This window comes from Gluconacetobacter brunescens, from assembly GCF_048695475.1.
In the GTDB taxonomy this organism is placed as follows: domain Bacteria; phylum Pseudomonadota; class Alphaproteobacteria; order Acetobacterales; family Acetobacteraceae; genus Gluconacetobacter.
Map to the genome: position 1 here is coordinate 2,386,265 of NZ_JBLHEN010000001.1, position 21,413 is coordinate 2,407,677.

The 21,413-nt window shown below is 66.2% G+C and carries 14 protein-coding genes and 1 pseudogene; 6 read left to right on the top strand and 9 right to left on the bottom strand.

Going from position 1 to position 21,413, the window contains the following annotated elements; translation table 11 throughout:
* Positions 1 to 12 precede the first annotated feature (12 nt).
* From aroQ to accC, 3 genes are read left to right on the top strand one after another with little or no spacing between them, the layout of a single operon-like run.
* Positions 13 to 471, top strand: coding sequence for a type II 3-dehydroquinate dehydratase (gene aroQ, locus ACMAUO_RS10605; RefSeq protein WP_420356851.1), 459 nt, complete (start codon positions 13 to 15; stop codon positions 469 to 471).
* Positions 468 to 917 carry an acetyl-CoA carboxylase biotin carboxyl carrier protein gene (locus tag ACMAUO_RS10610; protein ID WP_420356852.1) on the top strand — a complete coding sequence of 150 codons (450 nt, stop codon included), beginning with the start codon at positions 468 to 470 and terminating at the stop codon, positions 915 to 917. Before aroQ ends, ACMAUO_RS10610 begins: the two co-directional genes overlap by 4 nt.
* Positions 917 to 2,269, top strand: coding sequence for an acetyl-CoA carboxylase biotin carboxylase subunit (accC, locus tag ACMAUO_RS10615; RefSeq protein WP_420356853.1), 1,353 nt, complete (start codon positions 917 to 919; stop codon positions 2,267 to 2,269). Before ACMAUO_RS10610 ends, accC begins: the two co-directional genes overlap by 1 nt.
* A 146-nt stretch (positions 2,270 to 2,415) precedes the next feature.
* Here accC and ACMAUO_RS10620 read toward each other — a convergent pair whose 3' ends face one another.
* The 4 genes from ACMAUO_RS10620 to ACMAUO_RS10635 all read right to left on the bottom strand — a co-directional run bounded on the left by ACMAUO_RS10620 (position 2,416) and on the right by ACMAUO_RS10635 (position 7,885).
* On the bottom strand, positions 2,416 to 4,644 hold the full coding sequence (locus ACMAUO_RS10620) for an FUSC family protein (protein ID WP_420356854.1): 2,229 nt from the start codon (positions 4,642 to 4,644) through the stop codon (positions 2,416 to 2,418).
* Positions 4,645 to 4,948: 304 nt separating this feature from the next.
* A complete protein-coding gene (locus ACMAUO_RS10625; RefSeq protein WP_114725983.1) occupies positions 4,949 to 5,479 on the bottom strand; it encodes an adenine phosphoribosyltransferase in 531 nt (176 codons plus the stop codon).
* 146 nt (positions 5,480 to 5,625) lie between these two features.
* The gene (locus ACMAUO_RS10630; protein ID WP_420356855.1) at positions 5,626 to 6,960 is read right to left on the bottom strand and encodes a multidrug effflux MFS transporter; all 1,335 of its coding nucleotides are present in this window, start codon (positions 6,958 to 6,960) and stop codon (positions 5,626 to 5,628) included.
* 175 nt (positions 6,961 to 7,135) lie between these two features.
* On the bottom strand, positions 7,136 to 7,885 hold the full coding sequence (locus ACMAUO_RS10635) for a TVP38/TMEM64 family protein (protein WP_420356856.1): 750 nt from the start codon (positions 7,883 to 7,885) through the stop codon (positions 7,136 to 7,138).
* A 164-nt stretch (positions 7,886 to 8,049) separates the two neighbouring features.
* Here ACMAUO_RS10635 and ACMAUO_RS10640 point away from each other — a divergent pair, with 164 nt between their 5' ends.
* Positions 8,050 to 9,150 carry a COX15/CtaA family protein gene (locus tag ACMAUO_RS10640; protein WP_420356857.1) on the top strand — a complete coding sequence of 367 codons (1,101 nt, stop codon included), beginning with the start codon at positions 8,050 to 8,052 and terminating at the stop codon, positions 9,148 to 9,150.
* A gap of 162 nt (positions 9,151 to 9,312) precedes the next feature.
* Here the strand turns inward: ACMAUO_RS10640 and treA are convergent.
* Positions 9,313 to 11,175 (bottom strand): annotated as a pseudogene (gene treA, locus ACMAUO_RS10645) (alpha,alpha-trehalase TreA); the annotation flags it as partial.
* A gap of 370 nt (positions 11,176 to 11,545) precedes the next feature.
* Here treA and tldD point away from each other — a divergent pair.
* Complete coding sequence (gene tldD, locus ACMAUO_RS10650; RefSeq protein ID WP_420356858.1) at positions 11,546 to 13,006, top strand: metalloprotease TldD; 1,461 nt, start codon at positions 11,546 to 11,548, stop codon at positions 13,004 to 13,006.
* A 13-nt stretch (positions 13,007 to 13,019) separates the two neighbouring features.
* Complete coding sequence (locus tag ACMAUO_RS10655) at positions 13,020 to 13,667, top strand: hypothetical protein (protein ID WP_420356859.1); 648 nt, start codon at positions 13,020 to 13,022, stop codon at positions 13,665 to 13,667.
* On the opposite strand, the gene ACMAUO_RS10660 is transcribed toward ACMAUO_RS10655, so the two are convergent.
* From ACMAUO_RS10660 to ACMAUO_RS10675, 4 genes are all read right to left on the bottom strand, one after another.
* Positions 13,653 to 15,530 carry a CocE/NonD family hydrolase gene (locus ACMAUO_RS10660; protein WP_420357267.1) on the bottom strand — a complete coding sequence of 626 codons (1,878 nt, stop codon included), beginning with the start codon at positions 15,528 to 15,530 and terminating at the stop codon, positions 13,653 to 13,655. The two genes, ACMAUO_RS10655 and ACMAUO_RS10660, sit on opposite strands and share 15 nt — an antisense overlap.
* A 113-nt stretch (positions 15,531 to 15,643) precedes the next feature.
* Entirely contained in the window at positions 15,644 to 18,175 is a 2,532-nt protein-coding gene (locus ACMAUO_RS10665; RefSeq protein WP_420356860.1) for a TonB-dependent receptor domain-containing protein, read from the bottom strand.
* A 450-nt stretch (positions 18,176 to 18,625) separates the two neighbouring features.
* Positions 18,626 to 20,119, bottom strand: a complete 1,494-nt coding sequence (locus ACMAUO_RS10670; protein ID WP_420356861.1) for a cytochrome P450 — start codon at positions 20,117 to 20,119, stop codon at positions 18,626 to 18,628.
* Positions 20,120 to 20,415: 296 nt separating this feature from the next.
* Complete coding sequence (locus tag ACMAUO_RS10675; RefSeq protein ID WP_420356862.1) at positions 20,416 to 21,402, bottom strand: lysophospholipid acyltransferase family protein; 987 nt, start codon at positions 21,400 to 21,402, stop codon at positions 20,416 to 20,418.
* Positions 21,403 to 21,413 lie beyond the last annotated feature (11 nt).

The window sequence follows — 21,413 nt, forward strand, 5'->3', positions numbered from 1 at the left end:
ACGGCGCCTGTGATGATAAAGCGCCCTCTGATCGCGGTCCTGAACGGGCCCAACCTGAACATGCTCGGAATGCGCCAGCCCGAAGTCTATGGTCGCGCGACCCTGGACGACGTGGAACAGATCTGCATCCAGGCCGCCGAGCGGCTGGATGTCGCCATCGACTTCCGCCAGACCAACGGCGAGGGCGAGCTGGTGTCGTGGGTTCAGGAATGCCGCAACCGCGCGCAGGGAATCGTTATCAATCCGGCCGCCTACGGCCACACTTCGATCGCCCTGCTCGACGCGCTGCTGGCCGTCGAGCTGCCGGTGATCGAGGTCCATATCTCCAACATTCATCGCCGCGAGGACTTCCGGCACCATACCTACTGCTCCCGTGCCGCCGCAGGAATCATCTGCGGTCTGGGAGTACGCGGCTATGCAATGGCGCTTCAGGCGATGACAGACATGATTCTGGACGAGAACGACCGATGAGCCGACTGCTCGTGGACGCGGATGCCATTCGGGCATTGGCTGAAATTCTGACCGAAACCGGCCTGACCGAGATCGAGATCGCGGAGAAGGACAACCGCATCCGCGTTGCCCGCGCCGCGCCCGGCGTGGTCCATGCCGTGCCGGCCGCCCCGGCCGCCGCCCCGATCGCGGCCGCCCCCGTGGCCGCCGCCCCGGCCGACCCGGCCAAGCATCCGGGCGCCGTCACCAGCCCGATGGTCGGCGTGGCCTACCTGACGCCCGACCCCAGCGCGCCGCCCTTCGTCACCGAAGGACAGAGCGTCACCGCCGGGCAGACCCTGATGCTGATCGAGGCGATGAAGACCTTCAACCAGATCAAGGCCCCCCGCGCCGGCACGCTGAAGAAGCTGCTGGTCGTCTCCGGCGATCCGGTCGAGTTCGGCGAAGTCCTGGCCATCATAGAGTAATGTTTTCCAAGATCCTCATCGCCAATCGCGGCGAAATCGCCCTGCGGGTCCTGCGCGCGTGCCGCGAAATGGGCATCCGCACGGTCGCGGTCCATTCCACGGCCGATGCCGATGCCATGCATGTGCGCCTGGCGGACGAGGCCGTGTGCATCGGCCCGCCCGCCTCGCGCGACTCGTACCTGAACGTCGCCGCCATCCTGTCGGCCGCGACCATCACCGGTGCCGACGCGATCCATCCGGGCTACGGCTTCCTGTCCGAGAACGCCGATTTCGCCGAGACGGTCGAGGCCCATGGCCTGGCCTTCATCGGCCCGACCGGCCAGCACATCCGCATGATGGGCGACAAGATCACCGCCAAGACCACCATGCGCGCGCTCGGCGTGCCGCTGGTGCCCGGCTCGGACGGTGCGCTGGCCAGCCTGGACGAGGCCCGCGCGGTGGCCGAGCAGGTCGGCTATCCGGTGCTGATCAAGGCCGCCGCCGGCGGCGGCGGGCGTGGCATGAAGGTCGCGCAGAGCGCCGACGATCTGGCCGAGGCCTGGAGCGTCGCCCGCACCGAGGCCCGTGCCGCGTTCGGCAATGACGAGGTCTATCTCGAAAAATACATGGACCGGCCCCGGCATATCGAGCTGCAGATCCTGGCCGACACCCATGGCAACGTCGTGCATTTCGGCGAGCGCGACTGCTCGCTCCAGCGCCGCCACCAGAAGCTGCTGGAAGAAGCCGGCTCCCCGGCCCTGACGGCCGAGCAGCGCGACGCCATCGGCGCCACCGCCACGGCGGCACTGCGCAAGCTGGGCTACCGCAACGCCGGCACGCTGGAATTCCTCTACCAGGACGGCCAGTTCTGCTTCATCGAGATGAACACCCGCCTGCAGGTGGAACATCCGGTGACGGAAATGCTCTGCGACGTTGACCTGGTGCGCGAGCAGATCCGCATCGCCGCCGGCGAACCGCTTGGCTACGAGCAGTCGGACATCACCTTCAGCGGCCATGCCATCGAGTGCCGCATCAACGCCGAGGATCCGGCGACCTTCATGCCCACGCCGGGCACGGTCACGGTCTATCACCCCCCCGGCGGCCTGGGCGTGCGCATCGACAGCGCGCTGTATGCGGGCTACCGCGTGCCGCCCTATTACGACAGCATGATCGGCAAGCTGATCGTCCACGCCCCCACCCGGCCCGAGGCGATCGCCCGGATGCGCCGCGCGCTGGACGAGTTCGTGATCGACGGCGTCAAGACGGTGATCCCGCTGCATTGCAAGATCCTGGACGACCCCGAGTTCCAGAAGGGCGACTACACCATCCACTGGCTGGAACGCTTCGTCGCCAAGCAGTCCGGATCGCTTTGAGAAGACCAACCCGCTGAAAAACCGAGGCGCGAGGCAGCACGGCCAACAGCCAACGCCTTGCGCCTCAGCAGCAAAGCCCGTTCGTTATCAAATGATCGGGGTGCAGGGCCCCAGGCCCTGCCGGGTCCAGGGCAGAGCCCTGGATATCAACCGAAAGCCGTATCCATGTACGGACTCGACGCATCGAAAAACAGCCGATTGGCGTCGAGTTCGTAGGAAATCACGTCCAGGCTGGCCAGGGCGCGATCCATTTCCATCCGCACGCCCAGATTGGGCTCCTGCCCAGCCTCGGCCGCGATCCGCTGGCTGGCCAGCTTGGCCGCGCGGGCGGTCCGGCCGTAATGGCCGCCATAGCGGCCGCTGAACTGCTCCATGCGGCCCATCATGGCCTCGATCACCTGGGTGGCGGCAACCGGCAGCAGATTGCGCGCCAGGATCCGGCGCAGACGGATGATATTCAGGCCGATCGTCATCGCCGAGAGCGTGCCTTGCAGATAGGCATCGATCACCGGCTCCGGCGTCTCGCCGGCGTTGGTCAGCAGGCGCACGAACCGGTCCACATTCCGTTCGACGACGAAGACGGTGGTCGGCAGGCTCGCCGAACGCGCCACATGCCGCAGCCCCTTCAGGATCTCGGTGCGCATCTGCCAGCGCATGGCATTGATATCGTTCGGCAAGACCAGCCGGAACGACCACATCGCGTACCATAGCGCCAGGATCAGCGGCATGGCGGTATTGAAGAACGTGATTTCGTCCAGCCGCCCCTGATTGTCCGGACCGAGCAGAATGGGCAGGAACAGATTGTACGACACGGCGGCGAGGACGATGGTGGGATAGGCAAAGGCCAGCCCGCCCGCCAGCATCGGCAGGCTGAGGCACAGGGCCAGGACTTCGAAGGTCGATGGCGTCGCCAGCGTCCACAGCACCAGCACCGCCGACACGCCCACCGCCCAAAACGCCCCGGTCAGGAAGGCCTGCGTCGCCAGCGCCGGCTTCTCCAGCGTCGAGAACAGGCTGCACACGATCGAGACGAACATCAGGAACAGCAGCCCGACCGACCAGCCGGTGGTAATCCAGATCACCCCGGCGCCGAAGATGGTGATCGAGGCGCGCAGGCTGTTGGCGCCCGCCAGCCGCCAGTCGCGGAACGTCTTGATCCGATAATGGAAATGGTCGTGCGGCAGGGGCCGCATGCTGGCTTCGAACTGGGTGATCGCCCCTTCCAGATCCTCCAGCATGCCATCGAGCGCATGATGCAGCATGCGCTGCCATTGCAGGCCCCGTGCCTCGTCCACGCCCGCCGGAGCCTGGCTGTCGCTGCCCATCTCCGCCCCCAGCGAATCCGCGATCGCCTGGCGGCAGGTGGCGCGCAATCCCGCCAGTTGCAGCAGGGCGGGCTGGGTATCCCCGGCCTGCAACCGCTCGGGCAGGGCCAGCAGGAATGTCCGCACCGAGGCCGCCGTGGTGCTGAACGTGTCGCCTTCCACGTGGCCGGGCGTGTGCAGCAGCGCCGACAGGTCCAGCCCGCGCGACAGCAGCACCGCCACCCGCGCCAGCGCGGCGCGGGCATGGTCGCCCTCATGGCCATGATGGCGGCCCAGTTCCACCTCGGCGAACTCGATCTGGTCGCTCAGCGCGGTAATGGTCGAAAACACGCCCCGCACCCGCGTCAGGGCCTGCTGGTCTCCGCCCAGCAGATCGGCCAGCGCGTGCGACGCCCCGTCGATCGCGGTGAGGAAATTGTGCGAAAGCCGGTCGCGCGCCCGCTCGCCCAGCCGGAACTGGAACAGCGAAGAGACGGTGCTTTCCAGCACGATGCCCAGCACGATATAGGTCGCGCGCGCCATGGCGATGGCAAAGATATGCTGCGGATCGGCAATGCCGTCCAGCGCGATGATGGCGTAGGTAAAGCCGCTGGCCCGCATCCCGTGGATACGGTAGTTGGTCATGGTGGCAGGGCCGGGCAGCAGCGTGCCCACGAAGCAGAACAGCCCGATCCCCACCGCCAGCAGCAGGATGAACAGCAGGGGCTGCTGCGGACAGGCCGCCACCAGCGCCACCGCGAAGACCGTGCCGACGACCATGCCGAACAAATGCCAGCGCGCCTTGGCGACGCTCTTGCCGCGCGTGCCCTGCGCGACCATCCACACGGTCAGGGCCGCCCATTGCGGGCTGCCCAGTTCCCACCACAGCGCGATGCCCAACGCGATCAGCGAGGTGATCGTGGTGCGCAGCGCATAGCCGAAGGTCAGCAGGTCGGGGGCGTAAAGCCAGCGCAGGCGGTCCTGCCGGCGGGGCGCTCCCGACCAGAGCTGGGACCACAGATCGTGCAGCCGGGCCAGGTCAAAGGTCAGCGACGGCTCACGGCTCTTCATCCCGGCATCATACTCCTGCACCGCACCCGCCGCCGGATGGTGGCCTCATTTCTGTTATTAGATCATCATTAGAACACCGTGCCATCCACTGACAGTACGGTGAATCGAATAACAGAGGTCATGAAACCGCATTTCCGGGCCACCGGGGGCGGCTGACTCAGCATTACCTGTCAGAGGCTGTTTGAAAAGCCGGCCTGCCGGGCGAGCGTGCCGCGAAGCGGCACGGCCGGCGGGTCTTTACGAGCATCGGAAGCGCAGAAAAGACCTGTCGGATCGCCGGCAGGGCGACTTTGCAGACAGCCTCTCAGTCGTCGTAGGTGACCAGGGCCTTGACCGGCACATCCAGCCGCGCCCGGCCGCCCAGCGCCCGCAGTTCCACCAGCACCGAGGCACCCACGACCTCCGCGCCGACCTTGCGCAGCAGCGCGATCGAGGCCGCCAGCGTGCCGCCCGTCGCCAGCAGGTCGTCCATCACCACCACGCGCTGGCCGGGCACGATGGCATCGGCCTGGATCTGCAACGTGTCGCTGCCATATTCCAGCTCGTAGGAATGCGAGACCGTCTCGCCCGGCAGCTTGCCCGGCTTGCGCAGCATCACCAGCCCGCAGCCCAGCCGGCTGGCCAGCGGGGCGGCGGTCAGGAAGCCGCGCGACTCGATCGCGGCCAGCATGTCCGGCGCCCAGGGGGCGACCTCGTGCGTCACCCGCCCCATCGCCACCTGCCACGCATCCGCGTTCCGCATCAGGGTCGAGATATCGTAGAACAGGATCCCCGGCTTCGGAAAATCCGGAATGCCGCGAATGTGCTGCTTCAGGTCCATCGTGGCGGTCGTCATGTCCGTGTCCAAATCCATCCCGTCGTAAACCGATTCCACGGCGAAAGCCGGCCCGGACCTGTCGTCCGGGTCGGAAAAATCGCCGCGCTGTAGCTAGCCCGCCCCCACCATCGCCCGCAAGCCCGGCGGGGGCCTTCAGGGGGCCGTCAATGGACCAGGGGCGGGGCGCCCGGCGCCTCTCCGGCCATATGGGCCTCGGCCTCCGCCTCGGCCGCAGCCGGGCGCGCGGGCCGCAGCACGACCATCAGCAGCATGATGATGGCGCCCAGCAGCATCACGCCGGCCATCGGCACCGGCGTGGTGCGCGGCAGCATGCCGACGAAGGCACCGGCGATCGCGCCCAGCACATATTGCAGCGTGCCGATGAAGGCGGCGGCGCTGCCGGCCAGGCGCGGATGGTCGGCCATCGCCCCCACGGCGGCATTCGGCCCGATGATGCCGGTCGTGCCCAGCGCGACCATCATCGTCAGGATCAGCGGCACCAGCGCCAGCCCATGCGGCGTCGCCCCGCCATGGATCGCAAATGCCATGATGACCGACACCACCAGCATCCCCACCGTGCCCAGCACGGCGGTGCCCACCGACATGCCGAGAATACGCCCGGCATCGATCCGCCCCACCAGCATGCCGTTGATCTGCGAGGCCCCGATCATGCAGACGGCGAAGACGCCGAACAGCATGCCGAACCCGGCGGGCGTAAAGCCGAACAGATGGATGAAGACCGAAGGCGCCGCCGACAGATAGGTAAACGACATGAAGCAGCCGAAACCGGCGATCATGGCATTGGTGATGAACCCCCGGTCGCGCGCCAGCGTCACATAGCGGGTGGCCAGCGCGAGGGGGGAAAGGATGCTGCGCTCGCGCTCCGGCAGGGTTTCGGGCAGCACCCGCGCCACCAGCACGGTACAGATCAGCCCATAGACCGCCGAGGCCCAGAAGATCGACCGCCAGGTGGTGAAGGACAGCACGAAGCCGCCGATGGTCGGCGCCAGCACCGGCACCACGCCCATCACCAGCACCAGCCGCGACATCAGCCGCGCGGCCTCGTTGCCGTACGACAGATCGCGCACGCAGGCGCTGGGGATCACCAGGCTGGCCGAGGCCCCCAGCGACGCCAGCAGGCGAAAGCTGGAAAAGGTCCAGATATCCCCAGCCAGCGCGCAGCCGACCGAGGCCAGCGTATAGATCAGCGTGCCGATCAGCATGGGCATCCGCCGCCCGAACCGGTCGGAGAGCGGACCCATGGTGATCTGCCCGATCGCCAGGCCGACGAACCAGATCGCCAGGGTCATTTCAGCCGAGCCCGCCTGGGCATGCAGCGACGCTTCCAGCGCCGGAAAGGCGGGAAGGTAGATATCCGTCGATACCGGACCCACAGCCGTCAGGAACCCAAGCAGGATGGCAATCCAGTTCATGGGCCGGGCAACGGAAGCGGTGGCAGGGGCATCGGCGGATCTCGCGGCTATCGCAGGTGGCGCCATCAGCGGCACTCCATTTGAGATCGTCGGGACCTACTATCTCAGCGTGTCACCGTTTTTCACCATATAAATACTGTAAGGCTGCATTTCGCCTGACGCGGTGCATACACGCAACAGCCCCGGCGACGCCGCCCACCCCCGGATCAGACGGGCGGAACGGGGCCACAAGATGGCACGTTCACGGCACCCCGGGGGCACGCGCCCCAGGGACATGCGCCTCAGGGACATGCTCGGGGTCATGCGCCTCCGGGTCATCGCCCCGCGACGCCATGCGCCGCGCCAGCCACAGGCCCAGCGCGCCGGACCCGGCGAACAGCAGCGCCGCCAGCCCCACCTGCCAGCCATGCCCGATCCTTGCCCCGCCACCCAGCAGCACGAACACCACCGTCTGCGGCAGGCTGCCCAGCAGCGTCGCGAGCATGAATGGCACGAACCCCGCCCCCGAAACCCCGGCCAGCAGGTTCAGCATCAGCGCCGAGCCCACGGGCAGCAGGCGAATGGTGAGGATGGCGGTGAAGGGATGGGCGGTCACGAACCCGTCCAGCCGGGCCAGCCGCCCGGCCAGCCGCCGCCGCACGCTCGCCCGCCCCACCCCGCGCGCCCAGCCGAACCCGCCGGCCGCCCCCGCCAGCGTCGCCAGGCTGGCCAGCACGATGCCCTCGGGCGCGCCGTACGCCACGCCGGCGGCAAAGCAGACCAGCTGGCGCGGCAGCCCCACGGCACAGATCGCCGAGCCCGCCAGCAGAAAGACCAGCCGCCCCGCCATGCCGTCCCGCAGCAGCGCGGTATCGCCCAGCATCCCCCGCAGGCCCGGCGCATGGCGCAGCGCCAGCCCCACCGCGATGCAGGCCGCCACCATCAGCGCCGGCCGCGCCAGCACGGCCAGCCCGCCTGTGCGCGGCGGCTGGAGAACAGCGCGATCCGTCATGCCGCGCGCGGGGCGAAACGAGGAAAGAAAGCGGCCACGGCGTCAGGTCCGATGCTGGAATCATTCATGGCGTGACGGGAAGAGGCACATCCCGGCATCCGGGGTGCGCGCCATGCACTAGCATCGGCTTGCGACCGGCGGCAAGGCGGGTCTAAATCGCTTCCATGTCCGCACATACCATCCCGCAAACCGCCGCCGCCCGCGACGGCGCCTCGTCCATCTCGCCCCGCAACCGGCAGCGCATCTCCACGTGGCTGTTCGTCATCTGCTTCATGCTGATCGGCATGATCGCGCTGGGCGGCTATACGCGCCTGACGGGCTCGGGCCTGTCGATCATGGACTGGCGCCCGGTCACGGGCATGATTCCGCCGCTGTCCCATGCGGAGTGGGAGCGCCAGTTCGCGCTCTATCAGACCATCCCGCAATACAAGATCCTGCATGACGGGTTCGGGCTGGCCGGGTTCCAGAAGATTTTCTGGGCGGAATGGACCCACCGGTTCTGGGGCCGGCTGATCGGGCTGGTGCTGCTGGTGCCGCTGATCTGGTTCGCGGTCACCGGCGCGCTCACGCGCGGGCTGATCGCGCGGCTGCTGCTGTTCTTCGTGCTGGGCGGGCTGCAAGGGGCGGTGGGCTGGTTCATGGTCGCCTCGGGCTTCGACGCCAACAGCACGGCGGTGGAGCCGGTGCGCCTGGTGCTGCATCTGTGCTGCGCCTTCGCGCTCTATATCGCCATCCTGTGGACGGCACTGTCGATCCGCACCCCGGTTCCCGCCTTCATTCCCGCCACGGTCGCGGTGGTGCGGACCAAGCGGCTGGTCTGGTGCGCCACGATGCTGATCGGCATCACCATCATCGCCGGCGGCTTCACCGCCGGCACCCATGCGGGCTTTGCCTACAACACCTTCCCGCTGATGGAAGGGCACCTGATCCCGCAGGGCTATGCCAAGCTGTCGCCCTTCTGGCTCAACTGGTTCGCCAACATCCCCGCCGTCCAGTTCGACCACCGGCTGCTGGCCACCGTCACCGCGCTGGCGATCGGCGCCACCGTGTTCAGCGGCCTGCGCACGCCGCAACTGGGCAAGCCGGCGCAGGACATCCTGATGCTACTGGGCTGGGCGGTTCTGATCCAGTACGCCCTGGGCGTCACCACCCTGCTGCTGGTCGTGCCCGCCTGGGCCGGCACCGTGCACCAGACCTGGGGCGCCGTCCTGCTGACCGTCGCCATCGTGGCGCTGCACCGGCTGCGCGGCGTCGGCCGCGTGTAACGGCGCGGCTCCGGCCGTATCGGACGCCGGAGCGACAGGCAGCGGCCCGGCCGCGGATGGCACGGAAGCCGCCGACGGCGCCACCGAGGGCGGCGTGGCCGCCGGATAGCGTTTCATCAGGCCCAGCAGGGTGCCGTTGGTCCAGCCGAACCCGATCTGCATCGGGTATTCGCCGCCCCCGGCCCCGCCCATCGGGCTGATCGACGGGCTCACCACGTCGTATTTTTCCAGCAGCACGCCCGACGCCTGATAGGTCGTCACCACCCGCGCCATCCACCGCGTGGCGATCTCGCGCGCCAGGTCGTCCTCCCCGTAGCGGGCCAGCCCCATGATGGCCATCCATTCCTCGGGGGCCCAGCCGTTCGGCGCATCCCATTGCTGGCCGGTCGCCTGCTCGGTCGTCACCACCCCGCCCGCCTTCAACAGCCGGGCCCGCACCGTCGCCGCCACCGCGCGCGCCTGCTCGGGCGTCGCGGCCTCCAGGAACAGCGGCACCAGCGTCGCGGTCGACAGAACCGGCGTCAGCGCCTGCTTCGTCCAGTCATAATCGAAGAACGCCCCCTGGGCCGGGTCCCACATCACGCGCCGGATGGCGGCGATCCGCCCGGTCGCCAGTTGCGCATAATGCTGCGCCAGGGCCTGGTCGCCCCGCACCTCGTAGGCATGGGCCAGCGTCTGTTGCAGATGCGCGATCAGGCTGTTCAGGTCCACCGGCAGCAGGTCGGTGGTATGGATCGTAGTCAGCGTGTGGCCGTCGGCCAACCAGCGCGAGGAATAATCCCATCCGCTTTCCGCTCCGGCGCGCAGATTGCGATAGATCTCGGCAGCCGGGCGGTCCGATGCGGCGGCGGTGGCGATATCCTGCGGATAACTCTCGTCGCGCGGCGTATCCTGGTCGTCCCAGTACCGGTTCATCACCGTGCCGTCCGCCAGACGCACCACGCGGCGATGGGCCGTGCCGGGCGCCAGCCCCTCGGCTCCCTCCATCCAGTATTCATATTCACGCTGCAATTCCGGCAGGAAGGTCACATAGGTCTGCGGCCCGTCATGCCGCGCCAGCAGATCGACCATCAGCGCCAGGAAAGGCGGCTCGGACCGGCTGAGATAATAGGTTCGGCTGCCATTGGGCATATGCCCGTAACCGTCGACCAGCGAGGCAATGTCGCGGATCGTGCTGCGCAGCAGGTCGAACCGCCCGCTTTCCGACAGCCCGATCAGCGTGAAATAGGAATCCCAGTAATAAAGCTCGCGGAACCGGCCGCCAGGCACCACATAGGGCTCGGGCAGCGGCAGCAGCGACGAGAAGGCGGGCGGCCGATCCGGCGGCCGGCTCAGCACATCCCACATGCCGTCGATATACTCGCGCACGCTTTCGTCCTGATGCCGGCGATAGGAGACGAGGCGCTGCTGCGGCACCGAGAAATGCTGGGCCACGAAGCTGGTCAGGTCGAACCCCGACTCCCCTTTCGCCCGCTTGTATTCCGCCAGCAGGTCAGCCGGCGCGCGGTCGGGCACGGCATCGGCCGCCGTCTTGGCATCGGCAAAGATCCGCGCGGCGGAAATGGCGGCGAACAGCCCGTCCAGCGCAATCGAAGGCGGCGACAGAAGATCGGCGGCGGAGGCCGGCGCGGGACTGGGCGCGGCGACCGGGCCCGATGCCTGCACGGACGCCGGTGCGGAACCGGGCGCGACAACCGGAGCCGACGCCTGCGCGGGCGCCGGTGCGGAACCGGACGCGACAGTCGAAACCGAAGCCTGCACGGGCTCCGGGGCGGAACCGGACGCGGAAGCCGGAACCGATGCCTGCGCGGGCGCCGGGGCGGAACCAGACGCAGCAGCCGGAACCGAAGCCTGCGCGGGCGCCGGTGCGGAACCGGACGCGGCAGCCGAAACCGATGCCTGCACGGGCGCCGGGGCGGAGCCGGACGCGGCAGCCGAAGCCGATGCCTGCGCGGACGCCGGCGCAGGGCTGGACGCAGAGGCGGGTGCCGGCACCAACGCCGTCGCCGCATCAGGCGCGGCCATCGCCGGCGGCACGAAGGGCAACGCCAGCCCGGCGGCCAGCAGCGCCGCCGCACGCGGCCGCGTGCGGCGAAAAGGCAGAGGCGTGGCGGGGTCGCGACCGGGCCCAATGGCGCGTCGCACCGGAATATAGAACGTCACCAGGCAGGAAATCCTTGCTCGGTCAGGGTGTTGGCAGGACAGAATGCCCCGTGGTACCGAAGGTTCATAAGAAAAACGACCCGGATGGCATGAAGTTCATCTGGCGGACAGCATAGGCCGGCACTGGTCAAGCAGGCGCTTTCGCCCCACATCGGAATACGATTATGAATCCCGACAGACCATCACGCCCCCTCTCCTCCCGTTCCCGCGCACCGTCCGGAGCCCGCCCCCGATGACCATGACCGACCAGATCCTGAATCCGCTGACGGCGACCGACCGGCTGTTCTTCGAGCGCGCGGGCGCCACGCTCGACCGCGCCGGCACCGAGGCGCTGATCCGCCGCACGCTGGACGGCATGGATGACGGCGAGCTGTTCCTGGAATATCGCGAAAGCGAATTCATCTCGCTCGATGACGGCGTCATCCGCTCCGCCACCTTCGACACCTCCTCGGGCTTCGGGCTGCGCGCGATCCTGGGCGAGGAAACCGGCTTCGCCCATTCCGACGAACTCAGCGAATCGGCCATCAGGCGCGCCGCCGACACGGTCACGCAGGTACGCGCCGGCCGTTCCGGCACCATGGCGGCCCCCCCGCAGGCCACCAACCAGCGCCTGTACGGCGATGCCAACCCCCTGGGCGACACCGATTTCGCCTCCCGCGCCGCGCTGCTGTCGGCGCTGGATAGCTACGCCCGCGCCCGCGACCCGCGCGTGGTGCAGGTCTCGGCCTCACTGGCGGCGGAATGGCAGGCGGTGCAGATCGTCCGGGGCGACGGCACCCGCGTCGCCGACCTCCGCCCGCTGGTGCGGCTGAACGTGTCGGTGGTGGTGGAACGCGACGGACGGCGCGAGAGCGGCGGCCACGGCATGGGCGGCCGCTATGCCTACACCCGCCTGCTGGACGAAGCGGTGTGGAAGGGCGCGGTGGACGAAGCCCTGCGCATGGCCCTGGTCAATCTCGACGCCGTGCCCGCCCCGGCCGGCGAGATGGAAGTGGTGCTGGGCGCGGGCTGGCCGGGCATCCTGCTGCACGAGGCCGTGGGCCACGGGCTGGAAGGCGATTTCAACCGCAAGGGCACTTCCGCCTTCGCCGGGCTGATGGGCCAGCGCGTGGCCGCCCCCGGCGTCACGGTGGTCGATGACGGCACCCTGCCCGAGCGGCGCGGCAGCCTGACGGTCGATGACGAAGGCACCCCCACCGGCCGCACCGTGCTAATCGAGGACGGCATCCTGACCGGCTATCTGCAGGACCGGATGAACGCGCGGCTGATGGGCGTGCGCCCCACCGGCAACGGCCGCCGCCAGTCCTACGCCCACGCGCCGATGCCGCGCATGACCAACACCATCATGCTGGGCGGCAACGCCACCACCGAGGAAATGATCCGCTCCACCAAGCGCGGCCTGTACGCGGTCAATTTCGGCGGCGGGCAGGTGGACATCACCTCGGGCAAGTTCGTCTTCGCGGCCTCGGAAGCCTACCTGATCGAAGACGGCAAGGTGACCGCGCCGGTGCGCGGCGCCACCCTGATCGGCAACGGCGCGGATGCGATGACCAAGGTGTCCATGATCGGCGGCGACATGGCGCTTGACCCCGGCATCGGCACCTGCGGTAAAAGTGGTCAGGGCGTACCGGTCGGCGTCGGCCAGCCGACCCTGAAGATGACCGGCCTGACGGTCGGCGGCACGGGCAAATAAAAGGGACATCATCATGCGGGATGAGCGGGATGAGCAGCAGGAAACGATGCCCTATCCCTCGTCCTTTGCCCGCACCAACGCCCGCCTGACCGCCGCACTCGATCGCGGCGCCCTGCTCCTGACCGCGCCGATCCGCCGGCTGGGGCTGGATTTCACCCCTGTCGATCCCCAGTCCCGGCCGGCGCGCCTGGCGCCGAGGCTGTGGGTCATTCTACCCGTTTGCATGCTCGTGGCCGGCCTGGGCGCATGGCAGGTCATGGGCCGCTACAACGGATGGGCACAGGCCGCGATCTGGGTGCCCATGGGCCTGTCGTTTTCCTGGTTCGTCACCTTCCGGTCGCGCCATCCGATCCTGCGCAAGCCGGCCGAGGAACGCACCGGGGCGGAACGCCGTATCGTCGGACGATGCTGGCTGGCCACGGCCATCACCATCGCCGCATTGTCCTGCATCGGCCTGATCCTGACCGCGTTCCATGTGGCGACGGCCCCCGCCCCCCTCGACGGGCCCGACCTCGCCCGGCGGATCATGATGGGCCTGTTCTTCACCGAATATCTGGCCATCATGGCACCGGTGGTCGTCCTGTCCTGGCACGACCACCACCGGCCCGACGACCAGGCCGCCCCCGCATCCTACGGGCCCGGAGCGTCAATGGCCCGCTGATGCGCCGCCATGAACCTCCAGCCAGCTCCGGGCGATATCCACGCTGACGGTGGCCGGACGATAAGCCTCCTTCGGGGCGAGGAAGATATTCTCCACATAGGTCTGCGGATTGCGGTCATAGAGCGGGAACCAGCTTGACTGGATCTGGATCATGATCCGGTGCCCCGGCAGGAAGGTGTGGTTCGCCAGCGGCAGCGCCATGTCATAGGCCTGCGGCACATTGGCCGGAATGGGGTGCGGCTGCGCGAAGCTCTCGCGATAACGCCCACGCAGGATATCCGCGCTGATCATGAGCTGATACCCACCCATCTCCGGCTGGTCGGCCACCTCGTCGGGATAGACGTCGATCAGCTTCACCACGAAATCGCCATCGGTGCCCGTGGTCGCGGCCGTCAGATGCATATGCGGCTGGCCACGGACGACGAACGGCGCCGTCAGCACCGGCGAGGTGAAACTCAGCACATCGGGGCGGGCCGCCATGTTGCGCTGGTCGGTCGCCAGCCAGTTCCGCCAGTTCGAATCCGGCCGCCCTTTCGAGACGACCGGCCGCGCCACATAGGGCACCGGATGCTCGGGGTCGGACACATAGCGCGCCACCCCCGCATCGGCACCCGGCGCCTGCGCGCCAAGCCCCTGGCCGGGTTGCAGATGCAGCGTCGTGCAACCCGAGGCACACTCACGCAGCGGCAACGCCTCTTCGCGCTCCCACCGATTCTCGCCACTGCGGAACGCCGTGACGCGCGCGGGCAAGGGAATGCTGCTGTCCTTGAGGTAATGCGCCAGGAACGGCTCCAGAATGTTCTGGCGGAAATACAGCCCGGTATCGGAACGCAGCCTGACCGGCCCCATCGTGCTGGCCTCATGGATCTCGCCGCCATGGTTCCAGGGGCCGACGGCCAGCCAGAGATGCGACGCCGCCGCCGGGTCCTTCTCCAGCGCATAATACATGGCGATGGCGCCGTAATTATCCTCCTGGTCCCACAGGCTATGGACCAGCATCGTCGGCACCGTCAGCCCCTCGCGCGGCAGCAGCCTGTCCATCGCCTGAAGCTGCCACCACTGGTCATAGGCCGGGTGAGCCAGGATCTGGCGGAAGAAGCCGATCTGGTCCATGCCGCGCATGCGCCCGGCCGCCCCGGCGGAACCCGCCCGCAGGAACACGTCGTAGGAATCGTACTGGCTGGCCCACCAGGTGGTCGTATTTTTCGGCGTGCCGTCCTGCTCGTAGATATAGGGCAGCATTTCCTCGCGGAATGCCCCGTTATGGAACCAGTCATCGCCCATCCAGCCATCGACCATCGGGTTCATCGGCACCGAGACCTTCAGCGCCGGATGCGGATGGAACAGCGCGGTGATGGCGGTATAGCCGTCATAGGACACGCCAAGGATGCCGACCTTGCCGTTGCTCTCTGGCAGGTTATGCACCAGCCATTCGATCGTATCCCAGGTGTCGGTGCTGTGATCGACCGCGGTACCGTTCAACGGCCCGCGCATCGGGCGGTTCATCACATACCGCCCTTCCGATCCGTATTTGCCCCGCACATCCTGGATGACGCGGATATACCCGCCATCCGCGATCACGTCGGGCATGTTGTCATAGCCTTGCAGGATCGGCCCCATATTGCCGCTGGAGGCGAAGGAGACCATGTGGTCGGCATCATAGGGCGTGCGCGTCAGCAGGATCGGCGCGCCATGGGCTCCCTTGGGAATGACGATGACCGTATGCAGCTTCGCGCCGTCGCGCATCGGGATCATCACATCCCGGCGCACATAGCCAAAGCTCGCTTCCTGCGCCTCGAAATGCTCCGGCATGTCGGCGGCGATGCCACCGCCGGGCGCGGAGGGTTCCCCTGCCACCGCCATCCATGGCAGGGCGGCAAGACAGGCGGACAGCAGCAGGATCTTTCTCACGAACCAATCATCCTCGGGCAGGCGGAAGCAGGACGCCGGGCCACGCGGGCCCGGCGGGGCCGATATCAGAACTCGGCCGAGACCGTGCCATAATATTCCCGCGGCGCCGCGACGAACAGGTTGGCATTGTCATCGCCCGAAACCGACGCCGCGCCATACACACCGCCGATATAGTTCTTGTTGAACAGGTTGGTCACACCCAGCGTGGCCTTGAGGTTCTGCGTAAAGCCGATCCTGCCGAAATTATAGGCCAGGTTGAGATTCGTCACCCAGTAGGCCGGGATGGACTCGTCGTTGAGATAGGTCATGGGCCGCGAGCTGATATAGTTCGCGTTGAAATTGAACATCACCTCCCGCCACGTATAGTTCAGGTTCGCCTTGTACATGAACTTCGGATAATAGACCTGCCGCTTGCCCTTCAGGCTGTATGTGGTGCCGCCATAATTGATGGAACGGCTCTGATATTCCGCGTCGTTCCAGCTGAAGCTGTTGGTGATCTCCAGCCCCCGCACCGGGCGGATCGTCGCCATCACATCCGCCCCGTTCATGGTTTCCCGCCCGACATTCAGGTAGGCACCATGCGCCGTCGCGCCGCTTCCCTCGGTGATGGAGGCCAGGCGGTTGTAATAATCGGTATGGTAGAAATCGACGCTGCCGGAGAAGAAGCGCGAATCATACCGGTATCCGACAATGTAGTTCCACGTCCGTTCCGGCCGCAGCAGCTTCGTATTCGCATCGAAGACCTGCTGGGCGGTCGTGGTGGCGTTCCCCAACCCGCCCCACGCCGTGCCGCTCGACGTCTGCGAGTAATAATCGTAGGCGCGCATATTCTCGGCGATATCCCAGTAGAATTCGTGATGATCGAGAAAATGGTAATCGAAGTTGAAATGCGGCAGGAAGGCCGCCGACGCGGTCATGGTACCGGTCGCGGCATGCCGATAATAGGTGTTCCAGCCTCCGGCATCGAGCTGGTCGGTAAAATCGTGCTTCGTTCCGCCATGCGTCGTCTGGGTCAGGGACTTGAACCCGGCCAGCAGGGTCATGCCGGGGATGATCGTCCAGCGATCCTGCAAAAAGAACTGGAACGTATTGGTGTTGTACGTATCGTCGAACCACGTATGGGCCTGGCTGGGCTTGAAGTCCGAGTTCCATTTATGCCCGGCGTCCAGGTAATCTTCATACAAACGCGAGTTATAGATCCACTGGTTATTCTCGTACCACAGGCCGGTCTCGATATGGTTGTTGTGCGGCGCCTCGATCGAGAATTTCTGCGTAAAGCCCAGCCGGCGCATGGCGGCATGGGCCATCCCCAGCGCCATCGGCACCCCCGAGACCGTGCCGTCGGCCAGCAGGGTCGGCACGCCATAGCTGGGCGAGGTCACGAAGTTATTGGTGCCGCCATGGATGGCGCTGCTGACGTCGCCATAGGCAACGGTATCCGAAGAGACGTTCTTGAACAGATCGAAATGACCCGTGACCGCCGAGAGATAGGTGCGCTGCACCTGGGAAGCATCCCAGGCATAATCGCCGATCTCGTCATTGGACAGAACGCCCTCGTAGCCCGGCGGAACGTCACTGGTATATTGCGCATAATAGGCCCAGAGCTTGGCCTTTTCATAATCGGGCTTCAGATAGGTCGAATAGCGGCCCATCTTTTCCCACATGTTCTTCGTCATGGTCAGGTAATTTCCCTGCGTGAAATTACCATAGCCGAAGAAGGCGGTTATCCGGCCCCGGTCGCCGACCGGCTGCACGACCTTGGCATCGGCCTGCAATTCGCTCTGATAACCCTGCCCTTTCCACATATTCGTATTGGTGCGGGCGAAAGAGGCATAGAATTTGGTGCCGGTCGGGTTCAGTATGCCGCTGTCCACGCGCCCATAGGTGCGATAGGCATTGTAGCTGCCGAATGTCTGGCTGATCTTGCCCCCGGCCTTGTCCTTGGGGTCGGAGGTCGTATAGGTCATCGCCCCGCCGAGATTCTGCGCCGAGAACGAGTCCAGCGCCCCGGCCCCCTGCGACATCGTCATGCCGCCCAGATCGTCCTGGATCATCGCCTGGGTAATCGAAACGCCGTTATAGTTGGCAAAACCCTGGGTGCCGAGCGGAATGCCGTCCAGCGTCGCGCCGATCTGCATCTGGGTGAAACCGCGCACGTAGAACGTATTGCCGTAGGTATCCAGGCCAAACGCATCGGTCGAGGTGAAATTGGCGCCCGGCGTGGTCATCGACAGGATCTGCATCGGGTTCGTGCCCGCAACGAAACGATCCATCACCGCACGGGTGACGGCCACCTCGGCACCATGGCTGCGGACACGCGACGCCTCGACCTGGATCGCTTCCGGATCGTCATGGCGCGCGGGCGCCGCACGGCGGGAATGCGGCGCGGCGGAAGGCCGCATGGCACTGGTGGCGGCAGCCGGGGCCGCCACGCCCTGATGGACCTTCTTCCCATGTTGCTTGTGGGCAGAGGCCGTTTTCTCGGCAGCGCCCGCCGAGGAAACGGCCGAAACCACAGCAAGGCCGGCAATCGCCGTCGTGCGAAGCAATCCGGCCCTGACACGAGGACCCTGCGTCGACCACTGCCGAGCTTTCATTTTCTCTCTCCCGCCAGATACGATCCATGCCGGCACGGCGACCTCCCAGCCCGACCCACAGATCTGGCATCAGAGGCTTTTTGCCGCGCTAACTATTTGTTCTGAATAACAATAATCCGATAACATAACGTTACGGCACAATAATATTGACGGTCAACGATCTAAAAAAACCTCCTGCCATAACCCGAGGTTAAGGGGGGGGAACTCTGCAAGAGATGAAGCCGCCGGCATGAGACCGCCTTGCCGGAGACACAACCATCCCGGCGCAATCAAGAAAATTCCAGAGTTTCCCAGGCCGGCGACCTGAAACGCGCCAATCATTCCGAAACCGAACAGAAATGGCGCCGACAGGAGCCTGTTTTCAAAAGCTCCGATCGTGAGTGGAAGCATGGCGATGGCCGCCGCCAGCGGGGTCTTTGAAACAGCCTCTGAACGCAACCCGCCTGCGGATCAGGCCGAGTACGGACAGCCGGCAGCCGCACGTTCCGTGCTCCGGACCGGCGCGGGCGCCACGCCCCCTCCGGCGGGGCCGGCCTGCCGGTGAACGAGCATCGCCGGCAGGCCATCCCGCGGCCGCAGCGTCAGCCGGCATTGCGGCACGACGTCCTGGTCGCGCGGCAGAACGACCCGGAAGCGCTGCGCCAGAATGGCCAGGCAGAGAATGGCCTCGGTCATGCCGAAATGCTGGCCCGGACAGACGCGCGGCCCGCTGGCGAACGGGATATAGCTGTAGGGTTCGGGCCGATGCCCGTCCATGAAGCGTTCGGGTCGGAATTCATGCGGCGCCTCGAACAGGCTTTCGGTGCGATGCAGCAGCCACGGCACGATCAGGATCAGCGAGCCGGGACGGACGGCGATATCCCCGATCTGGTCCGCATCACGGTTCTGGCGGGCCAGGATCGGCACCGGCGGATAGAGCCGCAGCGTTTCCTCGATCACCGCCTGGCACCAGCGCAATTGCGGCAGGTCGTCCACCGTCGGGGCGCGGTCGCCGCACACGGCGGCGATTTCCTCATGGACCGCGCGCTCCACCCAGGGCGCACGGGCCAGCAGATACCACACCCAGGTCAGCGTCGCCGCCGTGGTCTCGTGCCCCGCCATGAAAATGGTCGCGGCCTCGTTGCGCAGGGCCACCGCGTTCAGCCCCAGCTCGGGGTTGCGCTTCTGCCGCCGGATCAGCAGTTCCATCATCGAGTTATGGCTGCCCCGGCCCGCCAGATGGTCCTCGACGATCCGGTCGATCACATGATGCAGCCGCCGCACCGCCCGCCGCAGGGCCGGCGTGCGCACCATCGGCAGCCCTTCGTCCAGCCCCAGGAAATATCCGGGATTGGTCGAATCCACCAGCGCCTGGTATTGCGTGAAACTCTCCGACACCTCGGCCGTGTCGGCATTGCCCAGTTCCTGGCCGAACACGCTGCGCGAGATGATTTCCGCCGTCAGCGCCGCCATTTCGGGCAGGATGTCAATCGTGGTGCGGTCCGGGATCTGCTGCCACCGCCGCACCATTTCCAGGGCGGTCCGTTCGATGATCGGGCTGAAGGCGGGCACCCGGTCCTTATGCACGATGTCCGAGACCAGGGCCCGGCGCTGCCGCCAGGTCGGCCCGTCGGAAATGAACAGCCCGTCGCCCAGCAGGTATTCCAGCGCGCGGCGCATCTGGGGGCTCTTGCGCTCGTAATTGTCGCGCCGCTTCACCAGGATATCGCGGATCATTTCGGGCGAGTTCACCAGCACAATCTGCCGCCCGAGGATACGGATCTGCGACACTTTTTCCCGATAGTCGCCCACGCGCCAGATCGAGAGGAAATCCCGCCGCGCCTGCAGGAGCAGATGCAGATATTTCCCCGGCGGCCCGGAATAATACGCCGCATGGACCGGTTCCAGGACGGTGTCGGAAACATGTTCCACAATCTCGACCGGTTGCCAGAACCGTGCGCGCATTAAAAAAAGCCCCTGACACCTCTAACGCAGATCAATCATCACGTCACAAAATGGAGAATGCGTCAAGAAAATAAAAAGAATTCCCAGATTACCGTTACATTTCGAAAAAGCAATGGAGCATATTATTATTAAAAACAACCATGAATACAAACGCCACCCGTGTTTTTTTAGAGATCCCGACAGAAAATAGTATCCATATTCTTGTAACGACCAGGCATTACCCAATCCAACTCAGAGCCTGTTTGGAAATCCACGCTGGCAGCGATCCGACGCCAGCGCGCATTTACGGGCAGACTCTACGATACGAGGCGGTTATCTATGAAATACCATTGCGGCGCATAGCTGCGCACAAGCGGCTCCACGATCGCATTCAGGCGCTCGACATCATCCAGCAGCGAAGCGGGCTCACGATTCAGGTCGAACGATTCCAGGATTGTCAGCGTGAACCGCACGCCCTCCTCCCGAGTCAGATAGACTGGGCAGATCCGCGCGCCCGTGCGGCGGGCCAGGCGCGCCACGAGGGCATAATTGGTTTCCAGATTGGCCGGACGGCCCAGGAAGGGCGCCCGGATCTGACCATTGAACCCTTCGTCACAGAAGACAAGAAGCTGCCCCTTCCCCTCCAGCACGCGCAGGGCCGGCCGCACAGCCTGGCGGCCGGGCGGCAGCAGCGCGATACCCGCCCGCGTGCGCACATACCGCACGATCCAGTGCCGGCCCCGGCGCCGTGGCGGATCGTAATTGAGCGAGAGCTTCAGCCCCAGATCGCCCAGGCACTGCATTAGGATTTCCCAGTTGCTCAGATGCAGCCCCATGAAAATAACCGGGCCGTCCCGGCATGCCTTCAAATGCTCCAGACCGACATGCCGCACGCCGCCCGGCCGCCGCGCCAGGCGCGAGACAGCCGAATACTCGACCATCTGCCGCCCCTGCGATTCCACATAATCATCGACCATGCCGGCAATGGCGTCCGGCGCCCGGTCGGGAAAAAGCGTTTCGAAATTGGCGCGGGCCCGCTGCATGGGGCCGACATAGGCACGCGGAACCAGCACGCGCCCCAGCCACCGGCCAAAATGCGAACACCGGGCGGCCGGAACCAGCCTGAACGTAAAAAAGAACGCCAGATCGAAGAGATTTCCGCGATTATCGCGCACCCAATAGCGCAGGAAGCGCTGGCGGGCCTCCCCACCGGCCAGAAAATCCGCCAGAGGAGGCGCCGCGGCCGGCCGATACGTCCATGCCTTGCGTTTGCCCGGCAGCGGAGGCGGCGTCAGTACGGACATGAAGCAGAACC

Bases quoted from the DNA above. Each gene is read 5' to 3' on its own strand.
- aroQ (WP_420356851.1), top strand. From the start codon at position 13: ATGATAAAGCGCCCTCTGATCGCGGTCCTGAACGGGCCCAACCTGAAC.
- ACMAUO_RS10610 (WP_420356852.1), top strand. From the start codon at position 468: ATGAGCCGACTGCTCGTGGACGCGGATGCCATTCGGGCATTGGCTGAA.
- accC (WP_420356853.1), top strand. From the start codon at position 917: ATGTTTTCCAAGATCCTCATCGCCAATCGCGGCGAAATCGCCCTGCGG.
- ACMAUO_RS10620 (WP_420356854.1), bottom strand. From the start codon at position 4,644: ATGAAGAGCCGTGAGCCGTCGCTGACCTTTGACCTGGCCCGGCTGCAC.
- ACMAUO_RS10625 (WP_114725983.1), bottom strand. From the start codon at position 5,479: ATGACGACCGCCACGATGGACCTGAAGCAGCACATTCGCGGCATTCCG.
- ACMAUO_RS10630 (WP_420356855.1), bottom strand. From the start codon at position 6,960: ATGGCGCCACCTGCGATAGCCGCGAGATCCGCCGATGCCCCTGCCACC.
- ACMAUO_RS10635 (WP_420356856.1), bottom strand. From the start codon at position 7,885: ATGACGGATCGCGCTGTTCTCCAGCCGCCGCGCACAGGCGGGCTGGCC.
- ACMAUO_RS10640 (WP_420356857.1), top strand. From the start codon at position 8,050: ATGTCCGCACATACCATCCCGCAAACCGCCGCCGCCCGCGACGGCGCC.
- tldD (WP_420356858.1), top strand. From the start codon at position 11,546: ATGACCATGACCGACCAGATCCTGAATCCGCTGACGGCGACCGACCGG.
- ACMAUO_RS10655 (WP_420356859.1), top strand. From the start codon at position 13,020: ATGCGGGATGAGCGGGATGAGCAGCAGGAAACGATGCCCTATCCCTCG.
- ACMAUO_RS10660 (WP_420357267.1), bottom strand. From the start codon at position 15,530: ATGGCGGTGGCAGGGGAACCCTCCGCGCCCGGCGGTGGCATCGCCGCC.
- ACMAUO_RS10665 (WP_420356860.1), bottom strand. From the start codon at position 18,175: ATGAAAGCTCGGCAGTGGTCGACGCAGGGTCCTCGTGTCAGGGCCGGA.
- ACMAUO_RS10670 (WP_420356861.1), bottom strand. From the start codon at position 20,119: ATGCGCGCACGGTTCTGGCAACCGGTCGAGATTGTGGAACATGTTTCC.
- ACMAUO_RS10675 (WP_420356862.1), bottom strand. From the start codon at position 21,402: ATGTCCGTACTGACGCCGCCTCCGCTGCCGGGCAAACGCAAGGCATGG.